General features: G+C 55.0%; 16 protein-coding genes and 1 pseudogene. 15 read left to right on the top strand and 2 right to left on the bottom strand.

Annotated elements, in window-relative coordinates:
* Positions 1 to 254 precede the first annotated feature (254 nt).
* The gene (gene hpaR, locus ABOC97_RS12960) at positions 255 to 668 is read left to right on the top strand and encodes a homoprotocatechuate degradation operon regulator HpaR (RefSeq protein ID WP_349598216.1); all 414 of its coding nucleotides are present in this window, start codon (positions 255 to 257) and stop codon (positions 666 to 668) included.
* Positions 669 to 947: 279 nt separating this feature from the next.
* Positions 948 to 2,279, top strand: a complete 1,332-nt coding sequence (locus ABOC97_RS12955) for an MFS transporter (RefSeq protein ID WP_349598213.1) — start codon at positions 948 to 950, stop codon at positions 2,277 to 2,279.
* Here ABOC97_RS12955 and ABOC97_RS12950 read toward each other — a convergent pair.
* The gene (locus ABOC97_RS12950) at positions 2,251 to 2,943 is read right to left on the bottom strand and encodes an IclR family transcriptional regulator domain-containing protein (protein ID WP_349598211.1); all 693 of its coding nucleotides are present in this window, start codon (positions 2,941 to 2,943) and stop codon (positions 2,251 to 2,253) included. The two genes, ABOC97_RS12955 and ABOC97_RS12950, sit on opposite strands and share 29 nt — an antisense overlap.
* A gap of 62 nt (positions 2,944 to 3,005) precedes the next feature.
* On the opposite strand from ABOC97_RS12950, the gene ABOC97_RS12945 reads away from it, so the two are divergent.
* Positions 3,006 to 5,264 (top strand): FAD-dependent oxidoreductase, encoded by a 2,259-nt coding sequence (locus tag ABOC97_RS12945; RefSeq protein ID WP_349598208.1) that lies wholly within the window; start codon positions 3,006 to 3,008, stop codon positions 5,262 to 5,264.
* A gap of 76 nt (positions 5,265 to 5,340) precedes the next feature.
* On the opposite strand, the gene ABOC97_RS12940 is transcribed toward ABOC97_RS12945, so the two are convergent.
* Positions 5,341 to 6,075 (bottom strand): SDR family oxidoreductase, encoded by a 735-nt coding sequence (locus tag ABOC97_RS12940; RefSeq protein ID WP_349598206.1) that lies wholly within the window; start codon positions 6,073 to 6,075, stop codon positions 5,341 to 5,343.
* Between the two features lie 96 nt (positions 6,076 to 6,171).
* On the opposite strand from ABOC97_RS12940, the gene ABOC97_RS12935 reads away from it, so the two are divergent.
* From ABOC97_RS12935 to ABOC97_RS12880, 12 genes and pseudogenes are all read left to right on the top strand, one after another.
* A complete protein-coding gene (locus ABOC97_RS12935; RefSeq protein WP_349598204.1) occupies positions 6,172 to 6,993 on the top strand; it encodes a LysR family transcriptional regulator in 822 nt (273 codons plus the stop codon).
* A 963-nt stretch (positions 6,994 to 7,956) separates the two neighbouring features.
* On the top strand, positions 7,957 to 8,220 hold the full coding sequence (locus ABOC97_RS12930) for a hypothetical protein (protein WP_349598201.1): 264 nt from the start codon (positions 7,957 to 7,959) through the stop codon (positions 8,218 to 8,220).
* Positions 8,213 to 9,619, top strand: a pseudogene (locus tag ABOC97_RS12925) (undecaprenyl-phosphate glucose phosphotransferase). Before ABOC97_RS12930 ends, ABOC97_RS12925 begins: the two are co-directional and overlap by 8 nt.
* The gene (locus ABOC97_RS12920) at positions 9,603 to 10,895 is read left to right on the top strand and encodes an outer membrane beta-barrel protein (protein WP_349598198.1); all 1,293 of its coding nucleotides are present in this window, start codon (positions 9,603 to 9,605) and stop codon (positions 10,893 to 10,895) included. Before ABOC97_RS12925 ends, ABOC97_RS12920 begins: the two are co-directional and overlap by 17 nt.
* A 1-nt stretch (position 10,896) precedes the next feature.
* Positions 10,897 to 11,448 (top strand): polysaccharide biosynthesis/export family protein, encoded by a 552-nt coding sequence (locus tag ABOC97_RS12915; protein WP_349598195.1) that lies wholly within the window; start codon positions 10,897 to 10,899, stop codon positions 11,446 to 11,448.
* A 1-nt stretch (position 11,449) separates the two neighbouring features.
* Positions 11,450 to 13,573, top strand: a complete 2,124-nt coding sequence (locus tag ABOC97_RS12910; RefSeq protein WP_349598192.1) for a GumC family protein — start codon at positions 11,450 to 11,452, stop codon at positions 13,571 to 13,573.
* Entirely contained in the window at positions 13,570 to 14,784 is a 1,215-nt protein-coding gene (locus ABOC97_RS12905; protein WP_349598189.1) for a lipopolysaccharide biosynthesis protein, read from the top strand. Before ABOC97_RS12910 ends, ABOC97_RS12905 begins: the two co-directional genes overlap by 4 nt.
* A complete protein-coding gene (locus tag ABOC97_RS12900) occupies positions 14,781 to 16,166 on the top strand; it encodes a capsular biosynthesis protein (protein WP_349598186.1) in 1,386 nt (461 codons plus the stop codon). The genes ABOC97_RS12905 and ABOC97_RS12900 overlap by 4 nt, the downstream gene beginning before the upstream one ends.
* Positions 16,159 to 17,163, top strand: a complete 1,005-nt coding sequence (locus ABOC97_RS12895; RefSeq protein WP_349598183.1) for a glycosyltransferase family 2 protein — start codon at positions 16,159 to 16,161, stop codon at positions 17,161 to 17,163. The genes ABOC97_RS12900 and ABOC97_RS12895 overlap by 8 nt, the downstream gene beginning before the upstream one ends.
* Entirely contained in the window at positions 17,160 to 18,380 is a 1,221-nt protein-coding gene (locus tag ABOC97_RS12890; protein ID WP_349598180.1) for a glycosyltransferase family 4 protein, read from the top strand. The genes ABOC97_RS12895 and ABOC97_RS12890 overlap by 4 nt, the downstream gene beginning before the upstream one ends.
* A complete protein-coding gene (locus ABOC97_RS12885) occupies positions 18,373 to 19,491 on the top strand; it encodes a glycosyltransferase family 4 protein (RefSeq protein ID WP_349598178.1) in 1,119 nt (372 codons plus the stop codon). The genes ABOC97_RS12890 and ABOC97_RS12885 overlap by 8 nt, the downstream gene beginning before the upstream one ends.
* A 2-nt stretch (positions 19,492 to 19,493) precedes the next feature.
* The gene (locus tag ABOC97_RS12880) at positions 19,494 to 19,904 is read left to right on the top strand and encodes a hypothetical protein (RefSeq protein WP_349598176.1); all 411 of its coding nucleotides are present in this window, start codon (positions 19,494 to 19,496) and stop codon (positions 19,902 to 19,904) included.
* Positions 19,905 to 19,912: the final 8 nt, after the last annotated feature.

The raw sequence follows: 19,912 nt of genomic DNA, 5'->3' as shown, positions 1-19,912 counted from the left end.
TCCTTAGCGAAAACTTTTTCATTAACATATTAATGATCTGTTTTATGCCTCAGCTGGTCATTTAGCAAACACAAGTCAATTATTTGTGATCAAAATAACAATAATTTTACATTCTTTGTTTTTAATTCATATTTATCAATCAATTAAATAAAAACACCTCAGTTAACTGTTAGTTGCAACAAAAATAAACTGTTGGTAAAAGCAACATTGCTATATTGTTCATATATTAATGATGACGGGATTCGGGAGGCATAATGCATGATTCTTTAACCATCGCGCTGATGCAGGCGCGCGAGGTGGCGATGACCTACTTCCGCCCGATTGTGAAGCAGCACAACCTGACGGAGCAGCAGTGGCGAATTGTCCGCGTGCTGGTCGAGAACCCTTCAATGGATTTTCACGATCTGGCTGCCGCCACCTGTATTTTGCGCCCCAGCCTGACCGGCATTTTGACCCGCATGGAGCGCGACGGTCTGGTGCTGCGCTTAAAGCCGGTTAACGATCAGCGCAAGCTGTACGTGTCGTTAACCAAAGAGGGATACGCGCTGTACGAACGCGCACAGGCGAAAGTCGAAGAGGCTTATCAAAAAATTGAGCAGCGATTCACACCGGAGAAAATGCAGCAATTGACCGCGCTGCTGCACGAATTTATTAAGCTAGAAAAGTAATTATATCAATATATTAACGGCATCACTTTTATCAGTGTGGTGCCGTCATCATCTCAACGTTCCTACGATCTCCCTCGCGACCGCCGATGGTCTTTTTCGCTCCGGCGCGCATTTCTTTTGTACCCGCTGAAACCGGTTTTATCCCAGCACAAATCCAAGGGAGATCACACTTCTTTACATCTCGCTTTGCCTTTCGCTAAGTGTTTCTATAAAAGAAACACTAACAACAATGATATTACGCCTCGTACCTTTAAAACTTAAAACGATGAGAACACCTCTATGTCAGAACAACCGATAACAGGATCTGCCGCCCGTTCGACCGGACGGGTACGCTTCTTTGTGCTAGGCCTGGTGTTTATTAACATTATTATCAACTACATGGACCGAACTAACCTCTCGGTCGCCGCAACCCAAATGTCCGGCGAACTGCAGTTCACGCCGCTGCAAATGGGGCTTATCTTCTCGGCTTTCGGCTGGATCTACGCGGCCCTGCAAATCCCCGGCGGCTTTTTGATCGACCGCTTAGGCTCTCGTCTGGTGTACGGCGTGGGCCTGTTTATCTGGTCACTGATCACCGCGCTGCACGCGGTGGCCAACAGTTTTGGCGCGCTGGTGGGGCTGCGTCTGGGCGTCGGTGCCTTTGAAGCACCGGTGATGCCGTCAAACAACCGGGTGATCTCCAGCTGGTTCCCGGAACAAGAGCGCGCCACGGCAATCGGTATCTACTCCTCGGCGCAGTTTGTCGGTATGGCGTTGATGACCCCGGTGCTGTTCCACGTACAGGATCTATTCGGCTGGCGTGGGCTGTTTTTGATTACCGGCGTGGCCGGGATGCTGTGGGGCATACTGTGGTACTGCATGTATCGCGATCCGCTGGATCACAAAACTGTTTCCAAAGCCGAACTCGATCACCTGCGTAAAGGCGGGGCGGTAATGGAAAGCCGCGAGAGCGCGGCAAAACGCCCGTTCAGCTGGCAGGATCTGGGGCTGATGTTCAAAAGCCGTAAGCTGATTGGCATCTACTTCGGCCAGTTCACTATCTCCGCCACTTTCTGGTTCTTCCTGACCTGGTTCCCAACTTACCTGGTGCAGTATCGCCACATGGATTTTATTAAATCCGGCTACGTGGCTTCCGTCCCCTATCTTGCGGCATTCGTTGGTGTACTGCTGGCAGGGTTTGTTTCCGACCGTCTGATTCGTCGCGGCGTCTCGACCAGCTTTGCGCGCAAAGCCCCTGTCGTTCTCGGCATGGCGCTGACGCTGTTTATCCTTGGCGCCAACTACACCGATAACCCGACGCTTATCATCCTGTTTATGTCCATCGCCTTCTTTGGCAACGGCCTGGCCACCATTACCTGGGTGTTCGTGACCGCCCTTGCGCCTCGCCACCTGATAGGTCTTGCCGGCGGGGTATTCAACTTTACCGGCGCGCTGTCATCCATCGTGGTGCCGATTGCCATTGGCGCGCTGATCGACGGCCACAACTTCGCCCCAGCGCTTGCCTTTATTGCCGTGCTGGCCTGTTTGGGGATTTGTTCTTACCTGTTTGTGGTCGGGAAGATTGACCTCGACGACGAAAAAGCTACGCCGTCAGCAGGCCGCAAAGCGTGACAAGCTCTGCCTGGCGGGCCGCCGTTTGTTCCGGGGTGTACTGGTACATCCCGGCGAAGGCCAGCGCCGCTTTGTGCGAACCGAACTGGATCGGCTGGGCAATAGACAGTTCACCGTCGTCGTGCGGCCAGACCACTTGTCCGCGTTCACGCTGCTGCTGAAGATACGGGGCAATAGCCGTCATCTCTTCAGCGCTAAAGCGCGCGGCAAGCACGGCATCATCTTCAGCCGCCAACAGCGCAATACCGATGACCGACTGACAGGCCGGCATCATATGGAAACCCGCTAACGCCTGGCTGATATGGCTACCGGGCTGGGAGTGGAAGATATAGATAACCTGGTCCTCCCACAGCACGCCCATCGCCACCACGATGTCTTTCGGGGCGTGGGTTTCGAGCAGCGGCAGGGCTTTTGAAAACAGCGTTGAGCCGCGGATAGCCTGAGCTGCCAGCGCATGAATACCCGGTCCCGGCAGATAGCGACGCTGCTCATCCTGGGTGGTGAGACCGATTGCCGCCATGGTCATCAGCAATCGATTGACGCGGGTGGCATTGGTGCCCATCAGGCGGGCCAGTTCGCGACAACCGATAGCCCGATCGCTGGATACCAGATACTGCAAGCAGCGAATACCGTCGATAAGGCTTTGATTAGGTTGAGACGACATGGCGGGACCCCGTTTTTTTGAAGACTATTATTTTATCGCCAGAAAGGCAGGAATTACAATTTATGCAAATTTTTCAGCAAACCCACGAACGTGATTTTCCCCATCAGAACCTGACGACCGATCTGCTGGTTGCCGGCGGTGGCCTGGCCGGGTTATGCGCCGCACTCGCCGCCGCGCGCGATGGTTTGCAGGTTGTCCTCGTGCAGGATCGCCCGGTGCTCGGCGGCAACGCCTCCAGCGAAGTGCGCCTGTGGGCCAACGGTGCCACCTCGCACATGGGCAACAATAACCGCTGGTCGCGCGAAGGCGGCATCATGGGCGAAATTCTTGAAGAGAACCTGTGGCGCAATAAAGAAGGCAATCCGATGATGTTCGACCTGCTGCTGCTGGATCTGGCACAGCGCGAAAAGAACCTCACCCTGCTGCTCAACACCGCAATCTACGCGGTGAACCGCGAAGGCCAGCGCATCACCGAGGCCACCGGTTTTAACCCGGTCAACGAAACCTTCTATCACATTCAGGCCGCGCAGTTCTGCGATGCCACGGGTGACGGCGTGCTCGGCCATCTGGCCGGAGCAGAGTACCGCATCGGTGCCGAAGATGCTGAAGAGTTAGGGGAGAAAATGGCACCGGGCGACAATTTTGGCCATAAACTCGGCCACTCGATCTACTTCTATACCCGCAAAGGCAGCGATCCGGTGAAGTTTGTCCCGCCCTCTTTCGCGCTGCAGAACATTGAAGAGATCCCGCGCTATAAGCGCCTGACCTCCACTCTCAACGGCTGCGATCTGTGGTGGCTGGAATGGGGCGGCCGCCTCGATACCATTCACGACAGCGAGCAAATCAAATGGGAGCTGTGGAAAATCGTCTGGGGCGTGTGGAACTACATCAAAAATTCCGGCGAATTCCCGGATGCGGATAACCTCACTATCGAGTGGGTCGGAGCCATCCCAGGTAAGCGTGAAAGCCGCCGCTTTATCGGCGATCACCTGCTGTGTCAGCAGGACATCATGGAGCAGCGCGACCACTACGATGCGGTCGGCTACGGCGGCTGGTCCATTGATCTGCATCCGGCCGACGGCGTCTACAGCAACCACGACGGCTGCCGTCAGTTCCACAGCAAAGGCACCTACACCATTCCGTATCGCAGCCTTTACAGCCGCTCGCTGGATAACCTGTTCCTGACCGGGCGGCTGATCTCCGCCTCGCACGTCGCCTTCGGCAGCGCCCGCGTGATGTGTACCTGCGGTCTGCTCGGCGAAGTGGTCGGTCGCGCCGCCGCGCTGTGTCAGCAGCATAAACTGGATGCGCCGCAGCTGGCGGAAGGCAAACATATCGGCAAGCTGCAGCAGCATCTTCAGCATACCGGCTGCTACATTCCGCGCCAGTTCCTGCTGGATCCGGCGCGTGGTGCGCAGGTCATTGCCAGCAGTGAAATGCAGCTCACCACGCTTGCGGCCAACGGTCAGTGGATGGCGCTCAACGAGCGTATGGCTCTGCTGCTGCCGGTGAAAGCCGGTGAATCACTACCGGAAATGCGCTTTACCCTGCGATCCGCCATATCTCAACCTTTAAAAATCAGCCTGTTAGGCAGCCAAAAGGTCGCTAACTATTGCGCCGATACGCTGCTGGATGAGCGTTCATTAACGGTCGAAGAAGCCGGTGAATATCGCGTGGCGTTCGACTGGCAAAGCGATGCCGACCGCTATCTGTTCATCGCTTTTGAAAGTAACAGCAACGTGGAGATCGCCTTAACCAGCCTTGAACTGCCGGGCGTGATGACGGTATTTAACAGCCAGAATGCCCGCGTGGCGAAACATCCCCGGCAGATTGTTGACGGTGATTTTGGGGCGGAAGAGTTTGATTTTTGGGTGCCGCGCCGCCGTCCGCATCAGGTGATGCCGGCGGTCCACTTCACCACCCCGCTGCGCTGCTATGACGTGCAAAATCTGCTCAACGGCCGCCTGCGCCCGGAACAGCAGATTAACGGCTGGGTGCCGGCACTCGACGATGCCAAACCACAGTTAACGTGGCAATGGGATGCGCCGCAGACCGTCCAGTCGCTGACGCTGGTGTTTGATAATGATTTTGATAACGCCATGGAAACCGTGCAGATGGGCCACCACGCTGCGGTGACGCCGCACTGCACCACCCATTACCGACTGTGGGCCGATGATGAGCTACTTGCCGAGGTGGATGATAACCGTCACTCCGTGTGCCAGCATACGCTGGAGGCCCCGCGTAGCGTGTCAACCATCCGACTTGAGATAGTGAAAACGGCGGGCGCGCTGCCGGCGGTCTATGCGCTTAACGTGAAGTAACGAACATCGGGTATGCGGGATATCTCGCATACCCGATGAGATAGTGACGCACCACGCTGCGCCAACGCTATGGCCGTTATGCCCCCTGGCGGGTCGCGGCCAGCACAATCTCACGAATACAGACGTACTGCGGCTGGGAATAGGCGTACTCAATCGCGTGCGCCACGTCTTCCGGGCTTAACACTTTACCGCCCATATCCTGCTTCCATTCCTGATAACCGGCTTTGATATCATCGCTGGTGGTGTGGCTCAGCAGTTCGGTTTCCACGGCACCCGGTGCAATCACCACTACGCGCACGTTGTGCGGCGACAGCTCTTCACGAAGGTTTTCTGACAAACCATGGACCGCGAACTTGGTGCCAACATACACCACATGATTCGGGAAGGTTTTCCGTCCGGCGATGGAGCTGATGTTGATGATGGTGCCTGCTTTACGCGCGATCATCCCTTTAGTGACCGCGTGAACGCCGTTCAGCAGGCCTTTGACGTTGACGTCGAGCATCTGTTCCCATTCGTCCGGGTTCTGATCGTCGATGTTGCCCAGCAGCATCACGCCCGCGTTGTTGACCATCGCATCCACCGGCCCAAACTGCTGCTCGGCTTCGGCAATCGCCGCCGCAACGGCTTGTCTGTCGGTCACGTCGACGGAGCGACACAGGGTATGCGGCAGGTTCAGCGCCGTCATCCTGTCTACACGACGCGCCAGCAGCAGCAGCGCGTGACCGCGTTCAGACAGCAGTTTAGCGGTGGCAAGGCCAATACCGGAGCTGGCACCGGTTATCACGACTAAAGGTTTGGATGCAGCGTTCATAGGAATTCCTCATAAATAAAATTGATGGCGCTACTTTAATTCCGAATGGAAATGGTGAAAAATGGTTTGTTTTTTTCACAGCCATAAAAAAATTCTATGGATAAACGACAGCTCAGCGCCTTCATCTCCGTGTTTGAAGAGCGCAATATTACCCGTGCCGCGGAACAGTTAAGTCTGACACAGCCTGCTCTTTCTGCCACCGTCAAGGCGCTGGAAGAGGAGTTGGGCACCCAGCTTTTCGTGCGTAAACCACGCGGCGTCGAGGTGACGGAAGATGCCCGCGCGCTCTATCCACATGCCTGCCGGATGATCCAGGATATGGCTACGCTGACCGCGCGTTTTCGTAAACGGCAAGACAAAGCGCCGCTGACTATCGGTATCGAGCAGGATATCGCTTCGCCGTGTCTGGCCTCGTTGTTACAGCAGATTGGCGGCGAGATGCCGGACACGCTGGTGACGCTGGACCCGGGCTGTACCGGTGATATTCGCCTCGGCTGCGAAAGCCTGCGCTGCGAAGATGAGCTGTTTATGCCGCTGTACGACGAGCCTTATGTGCTGGCCTATCCGTCGGCGCATCCGGTCAGCGAACTGGCGGAGCTGAACCTGGAGTTGCTCTACGGCTATCCGTGGGTGATGTACCCTGCTCACGATTCCCATCAGCGATTTTTGCCGTTCTACGGGCCATCCGCCGGTGCGCCAAGCGCCAACGCGGGCAGCTTCACGCTGACGTTAGATCTGGTTGAAGGCGGTTTTGGTCTGGCGATTGCCCCGCAGTCGCTGGTGGAATCACGCTGCGATTTAGCCTATCGCGCGCTGCCGGGCTATCCGCTGGTGCGCCGTCTGGGTATTTGCTATGCCATTCAGGCGACGGAAAATCCTGCCGTGCGTCGGCTGCTGGATTTGCTGAATCAGGCCTGATGGTTAGGCATGAGATTCCGTTCACTTTATGTTTGGTAGCTGAGTGCAAGATTCCGTTCACTTTATGTTTGGTAGTTGAGTGCAAGATTCCGTTCACTTTATGTTTGGTAGTTGAGTGCAAGATTCCGTTCACTTTATGTTTGGCAGAAAATGAAACAACTGCACCCGTGAACGGGCTAAGGGGGGCGCCGCGCCCCCCTTTGCAATCCCCGCGGCCCCGCGGCGAAATCGGTGCTTCGCACTGCGTTCGCCTGCGAACTCCAGCCTGCGGCACGGCTCAACTCGACATCCTGTCTCGGTTCGCCTCAGTCCGCCATCCCTGGCGGACTGACCTTGTCTTCCCTTCTCCGGCTCACCGATTTCAAGCGTGGACTCATCGGTTCCAGCGACTTCGATTTTTGCTTTTAGCGAAAAGACTACAGCGGCATGGGTGGCGTCTGAATCGCCGAGGCGTTGCCTGAAGGCCGGGGCAGCCCACAGGGATGTGGGCTGAGGGCGCGTTTTACAGGGATGTTACCTCGCGCCCGACCCGAAAGCCGGAAGGCATAAGCTGAGGGCACCGCGAAGCGGCGATTCTGCCGCCAGAGCCTGGGGGTGCAGGGGGCGGCGGCGATTGGCCGCCCCCTGCGCGCTCCTTGCGCCGTTCGGTTTATAGGGCGCGAGATGAATAAGGAGCGCAACCGGCTGGAAAGCTAAACCTGATCTCGCGGAGCGTATTAAGAGACCGTGCGAGCAGGAACAGCCGCGCCCCCCCGTCAGAGCGCTCGCCGACGGATTTTATCCACCGCCCGTTTCTGCCAGTTGTCAATTTTTCGACTATGATCGTAAATCAAGACTGTCAGCTTTTCTGGAGCGCATGTGTATGAATATCGTGACATCCTATCCGGAATTTTTTAAATACTCTGAAAGACATTCACTATTTTCATTTGCTACAATGTGTAAACCGAGATTAAGGAAGTTCCCATGTCCGGACTTTCACTCTCTTTAGCTGTGGATAGATTGACAGTTGTCATCAACTGTTTAATTTCTTTTATCTGGAGAAAACCAGAAACCTTTATCTATTTCTTTCCACAACTTGATCTTCGTCATTTTAAAAATTATTTGGCCAGAGCTTTTTATTCCGCATGGGCTTTGCCCTCGCATATATATAAAAATAGCTCACCGATTAATCAAAATGACGAAAAATATATAATAATCTTATTAATGAATAAGATAAAAAATGCTTAGCCATCGTATTAGAATTAAGCGGAGAGGATATCCTATTGTTGCCAAGATCATTGATTTCTTATCAATGAATTTTTCATCAATATTATTTTTTTACTTATTTTAGCAACAAGATTTTTACAATGGCATAATCTTTAGCATTTTGTTTTCAATTGTTTTCCTGTTGATCGGCGAATACACCAGCGTTTATAGCTATCGAATTAAAAGCCTGCGCCCTCAGGAATTTGCACGCCTGGCAGGCACCTGCGTTCTGTCATTCACCTTCATGGAAGTGCTTCGCGTTTCGTTCAACTACTTCAATGACTTGCATCTAACCGGGCTGTGGGATTTTCCGCTTTTCCCGCCACCATTATTACCGTACGCCGTTCCACTTTTAACGCTATTAATTATCAGGCTAATATTACTCAAGCAATTCCGCCAGAAGAAAATGCGCGTTGCCATTGTTGGCATGACTCCGGCTGGATTAGCCGCTGAGAATGAATTGTTAAAAGAATATAGCAGCGAGAAAGTTGATCTCTCCTATTATGATGACCGAGATGAGAGTCGCTTCGGCTATCTGACCCGCGCCCCCTATCGCGGAAAAGTGGATGACCTCCTGGAACGTGCGCGCAACGGTGATCTCGACGAAATTTATATTGCTTTACCGATGGCCGCCGTTGAGCGAATTCGCCATTTTATTGCCATGTTGTCAGATACTACCGTGGATACCTTTATTGTCCCGGATCTTTATTCCTACAGCACGCACACCACTGAAGTTCGCATGATTGGTAATATGCAAGCCGTCAGTATTCTGAGCTCTCCTTTTGATGACGGCGGCGCCATCATTAAACGGGCAGAAGATTTAATTTTCGGCACCATAATAACGCTTCTCATTTCTCCGTTAATGTTGATTATCGCGATTGGGATTAAGCTCACTTCACGCGGCCCGGTTATATTCAAGCAGGACCGCTATGGTTTAAGCGGCCAGAAAATAACGGTCTATAAATTCCGCTCAATGCGGGTGATGGAAAATGCGGATGTAGTTATCCAGGCCACCAAACAGGATCCGCGCGTCACGCGCTTCGGCTCGTTCCTGCGCCGTAAATCGCTTGATGAGCTACCGCAGTTTATCAACGTGCTGCAAGGCAGAATGTCGATTGTCGGGCCGCGTCCTCACGCCATCGCCCACAACGAAGAGTACCGTAAGATTGTCGATAACTACATGATTCGCCACAAGGTCAAACCCGGCATTACCGGGCTTGCCCAGGTCAGCGGCTATCGCGGAGAGGTGGATACGTTAGATAAGATGGAAAAACGCGTCCAGTACGATATCGAATACATCCAAAACTGGTCACTGTGGCTCGATATCAAAATTATCCTTAAAACCATGACCAAAGGTTTTTCCGGTGAAAACGCCTACTAGCGCGCTGCTGATAGCCGGTCTGGCGGCTCTCCCCTCGGCATGGGCGCTCCCCGTGCCGAAGTCGCACATTGGTGTGGCCGGGATTGATTTCCAAAGCCAGGTCGCCGTTGACTACGGCCAGGTGAGCAACGTGACCTACCAACCGTGGGCGCAAAACGAAATCAGCTCTTCGTTTTACCATGTCAGCCCGCTGCTGCGGGCAATTGGCGAACGCTACGAAGACCGCTACCTGCTGATGTATTCCGGCGACTATCGCGCCTATACGCAAGACAGCGCGGACAACTACGCCAACCATTTTCTGCGCTTTAACGGCCAGTGGCGCTATGGCCAGATGCACGGGCTGAGCCTGGATCTGCAGGACACCCTCGGCCACGAAGAGCGCGGTCGCGGCATTACCGAAGGTTTTCTGCCTGAGCAGTTTAGAGAATTTGGTATCAACAAACCGTTGAAAACCCGCTTTCTGAGCAACGAACTGCGCTATAGCTACGGCGCGCCGGAAGGCCGTGGAAAAGTGGAAACCGCCCTGCTGTATAAGCAGCTGCGTTTTACGCGCCTCGATGATGTGCGGAGCGCCGACGCTGACTTCTATCACTACATTCGCGACCAGGAGTGGCATGAGCCGAGCCTGGTGGTGGAACTGTTTGATATGTACAGCAAAAAAAGCCGCTTTCGCTATAGTTTTATTACCAACCAGCGGCGCTATGAAACCAGCTCGCTGAAAGACAGTAATGAGTACTACCTGCTCTACGGCTATAAAGGGCAAATAACGGGTAAAACCAGCATCGATGCCAACGTATCATGGCTGTATAAGCAGTTTATCAATGAGCCAGATGCCCATGATTTCAAAGGGCTTAACTGGGACATCAAGATGGAGTGGAAACCGCTGCAACAGTCTGCGGTCGCCCTGCACAGCGCCCAACGCATTAAAGATCCTTCCGAAGCCGGTGGTTACATTCTGGTGACCGAAAACGGGCTGTCGTGGACACATCACTGGTGGGTCGACCGGTTCTCCACCACCGTCGATTACACCTACGTGATGGAGGATTACCAAAAGCAGGCGAACAATCGCAAAGACCGCGACGGGTTAGTGACCCTGAGCGCGAGCTATGATTTCCGCCCATCTATCAATTTCGAACTGAAATACCAGATGGATACGCTGCGTTCCAACAAGAAAACCGACTCGTTCTTAATTGGGCCAAACTACGATCGGCCAGTGGACAGAACGCTGGGTTATGACAACCAATTGATTATGTTAACGGCCAGGGTACAAATCTAACGTGAAAAATTTACTAGCGACGTTTCTTCTTCTTTCTTGCTGCCTGCTCACGGCCTGCAGTACGCCAGTGCCGTTAATGGATACCCCATCTCAGGACAACCGTTACTGGCTGGGCGAAGGCGATCATATCAATATTGCCGTCGCCGGTGAGCCGGATATGACCATGCGTTTTTTGCTCGATAGCAGCGGAACCATTAGCTTCCCGTACATTGGTCAACTGCGCCTGATCGGTAAAACGCCGGAAGACGTGAGCGCAGAGCTCACCCAGCGCCTGCGCGGCGACTATCTGCAAAACCCAATGGTGACCGTCACCATTACGCAGTTCCGCAATATCTTTATCCTCGGCGAAGTGGAAAAACCGGATGGCTACCCGTGGCAGCCCGGTATGACCGTCGAGAAAGCCCTGGCGCTAGGCGGCGGCTATACCGACCGCGCGGATAAGCACGATCTCAGCATTCGACGTTCGGGCAGTAATGAACTGCTTGAGAACGTGGACGTTCGGCATTCGCTGCGCCCTGGGGACACCGTCATCGTTGGCATGAGCTTCTTCTGATATGAAACTATCCATGGTTGAGCAAGGAAAAAAGCTGGAAAACGTGGTTGAGTTCTCCAGATACACCCAGCAGATTCGCCGCAAGATCTGGCGTCTGCTGATTGTGATGGCTGTCACCGCCGTCGTCGCGTTCCCGCTGGTTAAACTGATTCCGTCAAAATACGTGGCGACGTCAGCGGTAATGATTAAAGCGCTACAGGACGACGCCACGCCGCTGCCGCAGCTAAGTCGCTATGACGCGACCCGCAGCGATTTCTATGAAACTCAGTACGCGCTGGTGCAATCCCGCGTAGTCCTGCAAAAGGCTATCGCCTCGCTGCAGCTGGATAGCGAACCGACGTTTAACGGTGGCGTTGATGCCGCGCAGTTCACGGCGGAAAACGCCACGCAGCGTCGGGATGCCGCGCTTAAAAATATGGTCAACAACCTGTCAGTCAGCGGCGTACGTAATACGCAGTTGATTGATATCAGCTACCAGTCGCCTTCCGCCGAGATGGCCGCGCGGGTCGCCAACGGGGTGGCGCAGGCGTATATCGACTATTCGGTCGAACAAAAACGTAAAGCGACTGAAGAAGCACAGCGCTGGAACCAGCAGCAAATGGATCGCGTCCAGCAGCAGATGGTTGCTCAGAAAGCGGCGATTGATGCATTCCTGAAAAAGGAAAATATGCTGACCTTCCGCGGCGTAGACGGTTACGAAACCGAAGAGCTGGGGATCATCACCAATCGCCTGGCCGACGCCACCCAGCGCCGTATTGCCGCCCAGTCGCAGTACGACGAAGTACAAAAAGCGCTGGCCAAGCATTCGCCAGAAGACATTATCTCGCTGCCGGAATTCTCCGGTCATGCGCAAATCCAGGATCTGCGCATTGCGCTTACCCAGACGCGACGTAACCTTGCCGAACTGCGCAAACGCTACGGGCCGAAGCACGACAAAATTCTGGAAGCTCAGGCTCAGGTCGGTGCGGTAAACGCCCAGCTTGGCCTGGTGATTAGCGAACTGGCGCGCGGCGCGCGTCAGCAGTATCAGGCGGCGGTGGATGACGAAAACCGCTACCAGTCGATGCTCGACGGGCAAAAAGGCAACTTCCAGCAGCTGGCGGGTAAACGCGATCAATACAACACCATGATGACGGCGCTGAATAAAACTCAGGAGCTGTATCAGACGCTGTATCAACGCGCGCACGAGCAGGCGCTTTCCGTGTCGCTCGATCAGCCCGACGCGGTGATCTCCGACCCGGCCGTGCCGCCGGAGCGCCCGGCAAAACCCAACAAACCGATGCTGTGGATTATCGTCGTCGTACTGGTCACGCTGGTGTACCTGGTGTGGATTATCGTTGGCGCGGCGCTGAATAATGCGGTGACCCGCATGAGCCAGCTGGCAAAAAACCTCAACCTGACGGCGCTGGGCGAACTGCCCGCACTGATGGTAAGCGGCGAACGCCAGCAGATTGTGCAGCGCCTGCTGAGCGATCCGCTGCGTGCCGATTTGGTCCATGCGGTTCGCACCCAGCTACTGCTAAGCGCGCCGTCGCCGCAGGTTATCTCGGTAACTTCCAGCGAAGCCGGTGAAGGCCGAACGCTTGTCGCCGAAGCGCTGGCGGCATCGTTTGGCATCGATCAGACAACCCTGCTTATCGATATGGACTTCGTCAACGACAACGGGCTGTCGGCGGCTAACGCGCCGGGCCTTGCCGAGGTTATCCTCGGCAATAAGACGCTGGATGAAGTATTGGTAAAACAGCATGATCGACTGTCATTCCTGCCGCGCGGGCAGCTTAGCGGCTCTGCGCTGCTGATGCTCACCTCCCCGCAGCTGGCCTCACTGCTCGCCGCGCTGCGTCAACAATACCAGCGCATCATCATTGATACCTCGGCGGTAAAGCAGGCACAGGATAGTCAGTTGATTGGCCGCCAGTCGGACGGCGTGGTGCTGGTGATTCAGTCCGGTCGCCTGCAAACCAGCGAACTGCAGACGGTACTGGCGACCTTGAAGAATGAGCACAACGTTCTCTCCGGCGCCGTACTTAACCGGGTCAATGACGACTGTCTCGAAAGCAAAGAGGGCCTGCGTCTTATCCACCAGCAGGTGGGTGAGCTGATGACGTCGGTGAAATCACGATGAATTTGCTGCGCAGTATTACGACCATTGCCAGTTCGTCGGTCATCTCACAGCTGATCGGCGCGCTGTCTATCTGGTTTATCTCCCATAAATACGGCATGGCCGAAGTGGGGATTTACTCACTGATCTACAGCATTGTTTTGGTCGGCGCGCAGGTCTGTACCTTTGCGTCACAGCTGCTCATTCCCCGCCAGCCGGATGACGAACAGCTGGCGCGCAACGTGGTGTTCTGCGTGATACAAAGCGTGATCATCGCCGCCCCGTACGCCTTCCTGACCGCATGGCTGTTCCATCTGGACGTACTGTTCCTTTATCTGTTGACCCTGAGCTACGCGCTGGTGCTGGTGGCAGAAAACCTGTCGCTGCGTACCGGCAACTACCGCTTCCTGGTGTTCCAGCGCATGATGGTGTCGGTGGTGGTGATTGCCGCCCTGCTGCTCACTTCCCGAACTCAGACTTTCTACTGGCTGTGGACGGCGGCAATGCTGGTGCTGATCGTCGGCTGCATCGTACGCACATTCCGTCTTAGCACCCTGCGCTGGTCGCACTGGGGCGTGCGCAGCAACGTGGCGTTCTTTTGCGAGCACCGCCAGCATCTGAGCAAAGTGGGCACGGCGGAAGTGCTGGCGATGGTCAATAATAACCTGCCGATCATGCTGATTAACTTCTGGTTCTCGGCGCTGGTCGCCGGTTACTTCTCGGTGGTGATGCGTTTTTGCCTGTCGCCGGTCACCATCGTTGGCAACGCGGTACGCAACTCCATCTTCTCAAAATGGTCGATGGATTTTCGCAATCACACCTTCAACTATCCGGAATACAAAAAGGTGCGCAGCCTGCTGCTGGCGCTGGCGGTTATCTGTACTCTGGGCGTGCTGATCTTCTACCCGCTGGTGATGAAACTGGGCTTTAGCGCAGAGTGGATTGCCTCGGTGCCGTCCTCTCGCTACATCCTGCCGTATCTGTTCCTGGCGCTGGCGATTAGCCCGCTCACCGTTATTGAACTGATTTTTGGCTCTCATTTTTACTTCCTGCGCATTCAGATAGAGCAACTGGCAATTACGCTGCTGGCGTTCCTGGTGCTGCCCTATTTTGGCCAAAGCTATCCGATTGCCGTGCTGACCTTCTCGCTGCTAACGCTGCTGCGCTACCTGTTTATCTGGCGACAGATGAACCGCCGCGCATTTTCCCTTAGCCAACAGATGACGCAGCCATGAGTATCAACAACGCGTTCTGGATTCAGGTCTACGCCATCATCACGCTGTGCTTTTGCGGCGTGGTGCAGTACTTCACCGGCATTCTTGCCGTGCTGTGGCTGCCGGTGATTATGGCCTTTGCAACCACCGGAATGCTGTTGATACAAACCCAGCGCACGCCGCTGGCGCTCGATCTGTCGGAAATGATGGTGCTGGTTATCTATCTCTGTTTTCTGGTGCTGGCGCTTATCAGCACCTTTTTGCAGGGCGGCGTCACCGTCACCATTATCGGGATTAAAAACGAAGTCGGCATGTCGCTGGTGCTGTTCTGTCTGCTGCTGGGATTTTGCCGGGAATCGCAGATTTACCGCATCAGCCGCGTGCTGTACTGGATCTTCTACGCCCAGTTCCCGCTGGTTATTTATCAGGTGCTGATTGTGCTGCCTAAGCGCGTGGCGATGCGCGGTGAAGATGAAAAATGGGACTCGGTGGTCGGCACTTTCGGCGGCGACCCGATGGGCGGCGGCAACACGGCGGTGATGGGCATGTTTTGTCTGCTGATCATGCTGATGAAACTGTCCGAACTAAAGCACGGCGTCACCACATGGCGTTCCGCCGCGCTGCATATTGGCCTCGGCTTTGTGCTGTGCATTCTGGGCGAAGTGAAATTTATCATCCTGCTGTCGCCGTTTATGCTGGCGCTTATCTGGAGCATGCCGTCGTGGGTCAACGGCGTCAGCAAAGTCACGCTGAAAAATCTGCTGGTGATTTTCGCGGTGATGGGCGGGCTTATCTCGCTGGCCATTATGGTACTGGCGGCGGGCTACTCGTCGGCCTTTGGCGGCGACGCGGGGAAAAGCTCGCTGAGCATCTTCCTCGATTCGCTCGATTACATTTTTGACACCAACTACATCATGGCCGCCACCGGTGAACTGGGGCGTCTGACGACGATTTTCTTCTGGGCGCGGCACAGCGACATGTGGGGCATTTCCAGCATGCTGTTTGGCTATGGCCTGAATGCCACCAACAGCGGCAGCGCCGTCTCCGCAGGCTACCTGAACATTATCTTCCGTCTGGTTCTCGACTCCACCTCGCTGAGCATGCTGCTGTGGGAAGTGGGCATTGTCGGCACCACCTTGTTTATCGGTCTGCTGCTATGGATTGTGCGCATCACCTGGCCACGCCCTCTGCTGGAGCTTAGCCAGTTGGATAAAGAGGACGTGCAGCTGCTGTGCTACGGCCCGGCATTTACGGTGTTTATCATCGCCTGCCTGCTAAGCCTCCCCTACAGCCAGACATTAATGATTATCCCTTTATTACAGTTCCTGTTTTACCTGACGAGCGGCTCGGCGCTGGTTATCCGGCGCGCCGTCCATCGTTCAATCCGGAGAGAGTATGAATAACTCGCCTTTTATAACGGCCAGCATTAAGACATTTAATGAGGCCAAGGGCATTGAGAAGACTATCGACAGCATCGACCGTCAACTGGCGGCCTACCCCCACGAAATTATCGTGGCGGACAGCCTGTCGACGGATAACACCCGCGAACTGGCCTGCGCCAAAGGCGTGACGGTGGTGTCGTTGGTTCATCCGGAGGAACGCTGCTGCGGGGTTGGCCACCAGCTCGGCTATTTACACAGTCAGGGTGAGTTTCTGCTGCTAATGGACGGCGACATGGAACTGGAAGACGGCTTCATTGACGCCGCCGTGGCCTTTTTACAGGCGCATCCCGAGTACGCGGGCGTGGCCGGGCGGGTTACGATGGATGAAGGCAGCAACTACGAGTTCAAGTCGCGTAATCAGCGCCTCCACAAAATCTATCCGCTGGGCGATTGCGACCATTTGGGTGGCGGCGGGCTGTATCGTCGTAGCGCTATCGAAAAGGTTGGCTATCTGACCCATCGCGGTCTGCACGGCTATGAAGAGGCCGAACTGGGCCTGCGCCTGCACCACGCCGGTTTTAAACTGCACCGGCTCGACGTCCCCTATTTCAGCCATACCTCGCACGTGATGTCGACGCTGACCATGCTGCGCTACCGCTGGCGAAGCCGTTTTCTCAGCGGCCCGGGCGAACTGCTGCGCAGTTCGTGGGGCAAACCGTGGTTTCGCGATGCGCTGAAAATCACCCGTAACGAAGCCATTTTCACCCTTTACTGGCTCGCCGTTCTGGCCGCGCTGTTGGGCGGGCACCTTGCTGTTTTCGGGCTGTTCCTGTTGCCGCTGGTGCTGTTTGTATTGTTAAAAACCGTTAAAAACCGCTCGCTACTTGCCGGGCTACACAGCGTGCTGAATCTGAGCGCCTTTTCCGCCGGGCTGATCCGTGGCCTGCTCACGCCGCTGCCAGACCCATTAGAACCGCCAGAAAATACCGTTGTTAGTCATCAGGATATCGAAAAATGAAAGTGCTCCTCGTCAATAAGTTCTTTTTCATCAAAGGTGGCGCGGAGACCGTCTACTTTCAGGAGCGAGACCATTTAAAAGCGGCTGGCGTTCAGGTGATGGATTTCTCCATGCAGCATGAGAAAAACATCCCTTCTGCCTATGCGAAATGGTTCGTCAGTAACGTTGATTACCACGGACGCAGCGGGATTGTTGGCAAGATTAAGACCGCTATCGATTTCATTCATAATGCCGAAGCCTGCCGCAAATTTAACGACCTGCTGTTGAGCGAAAAACCGGATATCGTGCATTTCCACAATATCTATCACCAGCTGACGCCGTCGATCATTGCTATCGCTAACCGTTTCGGCTGCAAGACCGTACTGACCGCGCATGACTATAAAATCGTCTGCCCGTCCTACACCATGCTCCGCGATGGGCACGTCTGCGAAGCCTGCCTTGAAGGTTCGGTGTGGAATGCCTTCCGCTATCGCTGCCAGGAGGGTTCTGCCGGAAAAAGCCTGCTGCTGTCGCTGGAAGCAACATGGCAGGATATCGCGCGGAATTATCACAAACTGGATGCGATAATCTCACCCAGCGCATTTTTGCGCGAAAAAGTGATTCGCAAAATTATCGATGTGCCCACCGAGGTTATCGTCAACGGTATCGATGATACGAAGCCTATCGGCGATACCCGCGACGACGGCTATTTCCTGTTTATCGGCCGACTCAGCCGCGAAAAAGGGGTCGCCACGCTGGCTCAGGCGCACCAGCAAATGCAGCATCCGCTGCCGTTGAAAATAGCCGGTGACGGCCCGCTGTATGAGGATCTGCGCACCCGCTTCCCGCAGGCGGAGTTTCTCGGCTACCAGCAGCAGGGCGAAGGGCTGAACGACCTGATTCGCCATGCCCGCGCGGTGATTGTCCCGTCGGAATACTACGAGAACTGCTCAATGTCGGTACTGGAGGCCATGTCCTTCAGCAAGCCGGTGGTCGGCGGTAACATTGGCGGCATTCCCGAACAGGTGCGCGATGGCGAGGAAGGACGCCTGTTTGAACCGGGCAACGTCAGCGAACTAACGGCGATCCTCGATGAGCTGGCGCAAAACCCCGAGCTTGCCCGCGAGATGGGCCAGCGCGCCCGCCTGCGACTTGAAAGCAAATACTCCCTGCGAGTGCACATGGATGCGCTGATGGCGCTGTATCAAAAACTGTTAAATGGACCCTCACATGACTAAGCGAATCACGGTGCTCGGAACACGCGGGATCCCCGACGTCTTAGGCGGCGTGGAGACGCACTGCCAGAATCTTTATCCCGCCATCAAAGCGCAGAACGATGTCGATATTTGCGTCATTGCCCGCTCCCCTTACGTGCCCTATCGCCGCAGCAGCAGCTATAAGGGTGTGAAAACGCGGGCCATCTGGGCACCGAAGAAAAAATCGCTGGAAGCCATCGTCCATTCAACGCTTGCCGCCATTGCCTCGCGCTTTGACGGTTCTGACATCGTACATGTCCACGCCGTCGGGCCGGGGCTGGTGGTGCCGCTGCTGCGCCTGATGGGCAAAAAAGTGGTCTTTACCCATCACGGCCCGGACTACGACCGACAAAAATGGGGCGATTTTGCCCGTAAAACGCTGATGCTGGGCGAGCGCTGGGCGGTGAAATACGCCAACGAGGTAATCGTCATCTCAGAGGTTATCAATAACCTGATCAAAGAAAAGCATGGCCGCACCGACGCACATATCATTCCCAACGGCGCGAATCCGCCGGCACCGGTAGACCCGGATACGGTCGATGAGATTTTAGCGAAATACGGTTTGCGCCGCGGCGAATACGTGGTGGCGGTCAGCCGCTTTGTCGAAGAAAAAGGGCTGCACGATCTGATTGCCGGCTGGAAACAGGCCGATGTGAGCTGGCCGCTGGTGCTGGTTGGCGATGCCGATCACCCGACGCTGTACAGCGAAAAGCTCAAGCATCTGGCGCAAGAAACGCCGGGGGTGATTCTGACCGGATTTGTCAGCGGCACCACGCTACAGGCGGTGTTCTCACAGGCGCGGCTGTTTGCGATGACCTCTTATCACGAAGGTCTGCCCATCGCGCTGCTGGAGGCGATGTCCTACTCGCTGCCGGCGGTGGTCAGCGATATTCCCGCCAATCTTGAGGTCGGTCTGGAAGCCGACGCCTATTTCCCGGTGGGCGATGTCGCCGCGCTGGCGCAGAAAATTACCGCCCGTATCGACCTGCCTCGCCAGGATTACCAAAACTACCTGACCCGTTACAACTGGGATACTATTGCTAAGCACACCATGCAGGTTTATCAACAGATACTCAATAAATCAACAGGTTAACTTTGGATAACTCAGACAAACAGCAACGCGTTCTGGACAGTTTTTATCGTTCTCTGGACCAGAAGACGCTCGACTCTTTGACCGACGAACAGAAGCGCGCGGTTGAAAATGCCGTGCTGGATATCACCCTGGTCACACGACACAAGGTCGATTTCCGCCGCAGCTTTCCGCTGTTCACCCGACGCTACTATCTGGTGCTCTTATTTGGCCGCGACTTTCGTCGCCGTCCGCGCGAAGAGTCTACCCTGCGTCGCCTGCTCGTCTCCTTGCTGATTGTATTGGCTCTTATTCTCGGGCTGGGCTCGCTATTTATCACGCTGTATCTGATTAAATCCTGGCTCGGTATCGATATTTTCCAGAACTACCATCTGGGACTTTGGGACTGGCTGTTAAATCATCGTCAGTCTCTTTAACTTGATAA

Origin of the sequence: Kluyvera huaxiensis (assembly GCF_040149365.1) — a bacterium.
GTDB lineage: Bacteria > Pseudomonadota > Gammaproteobacteria > Enterobacterales > Enterobacteriaceae > Kluyvera > Kluyvera intermedia_A.
This window is presented reverse-complemented; position numbering and strand designations above follow the sequence as displayed.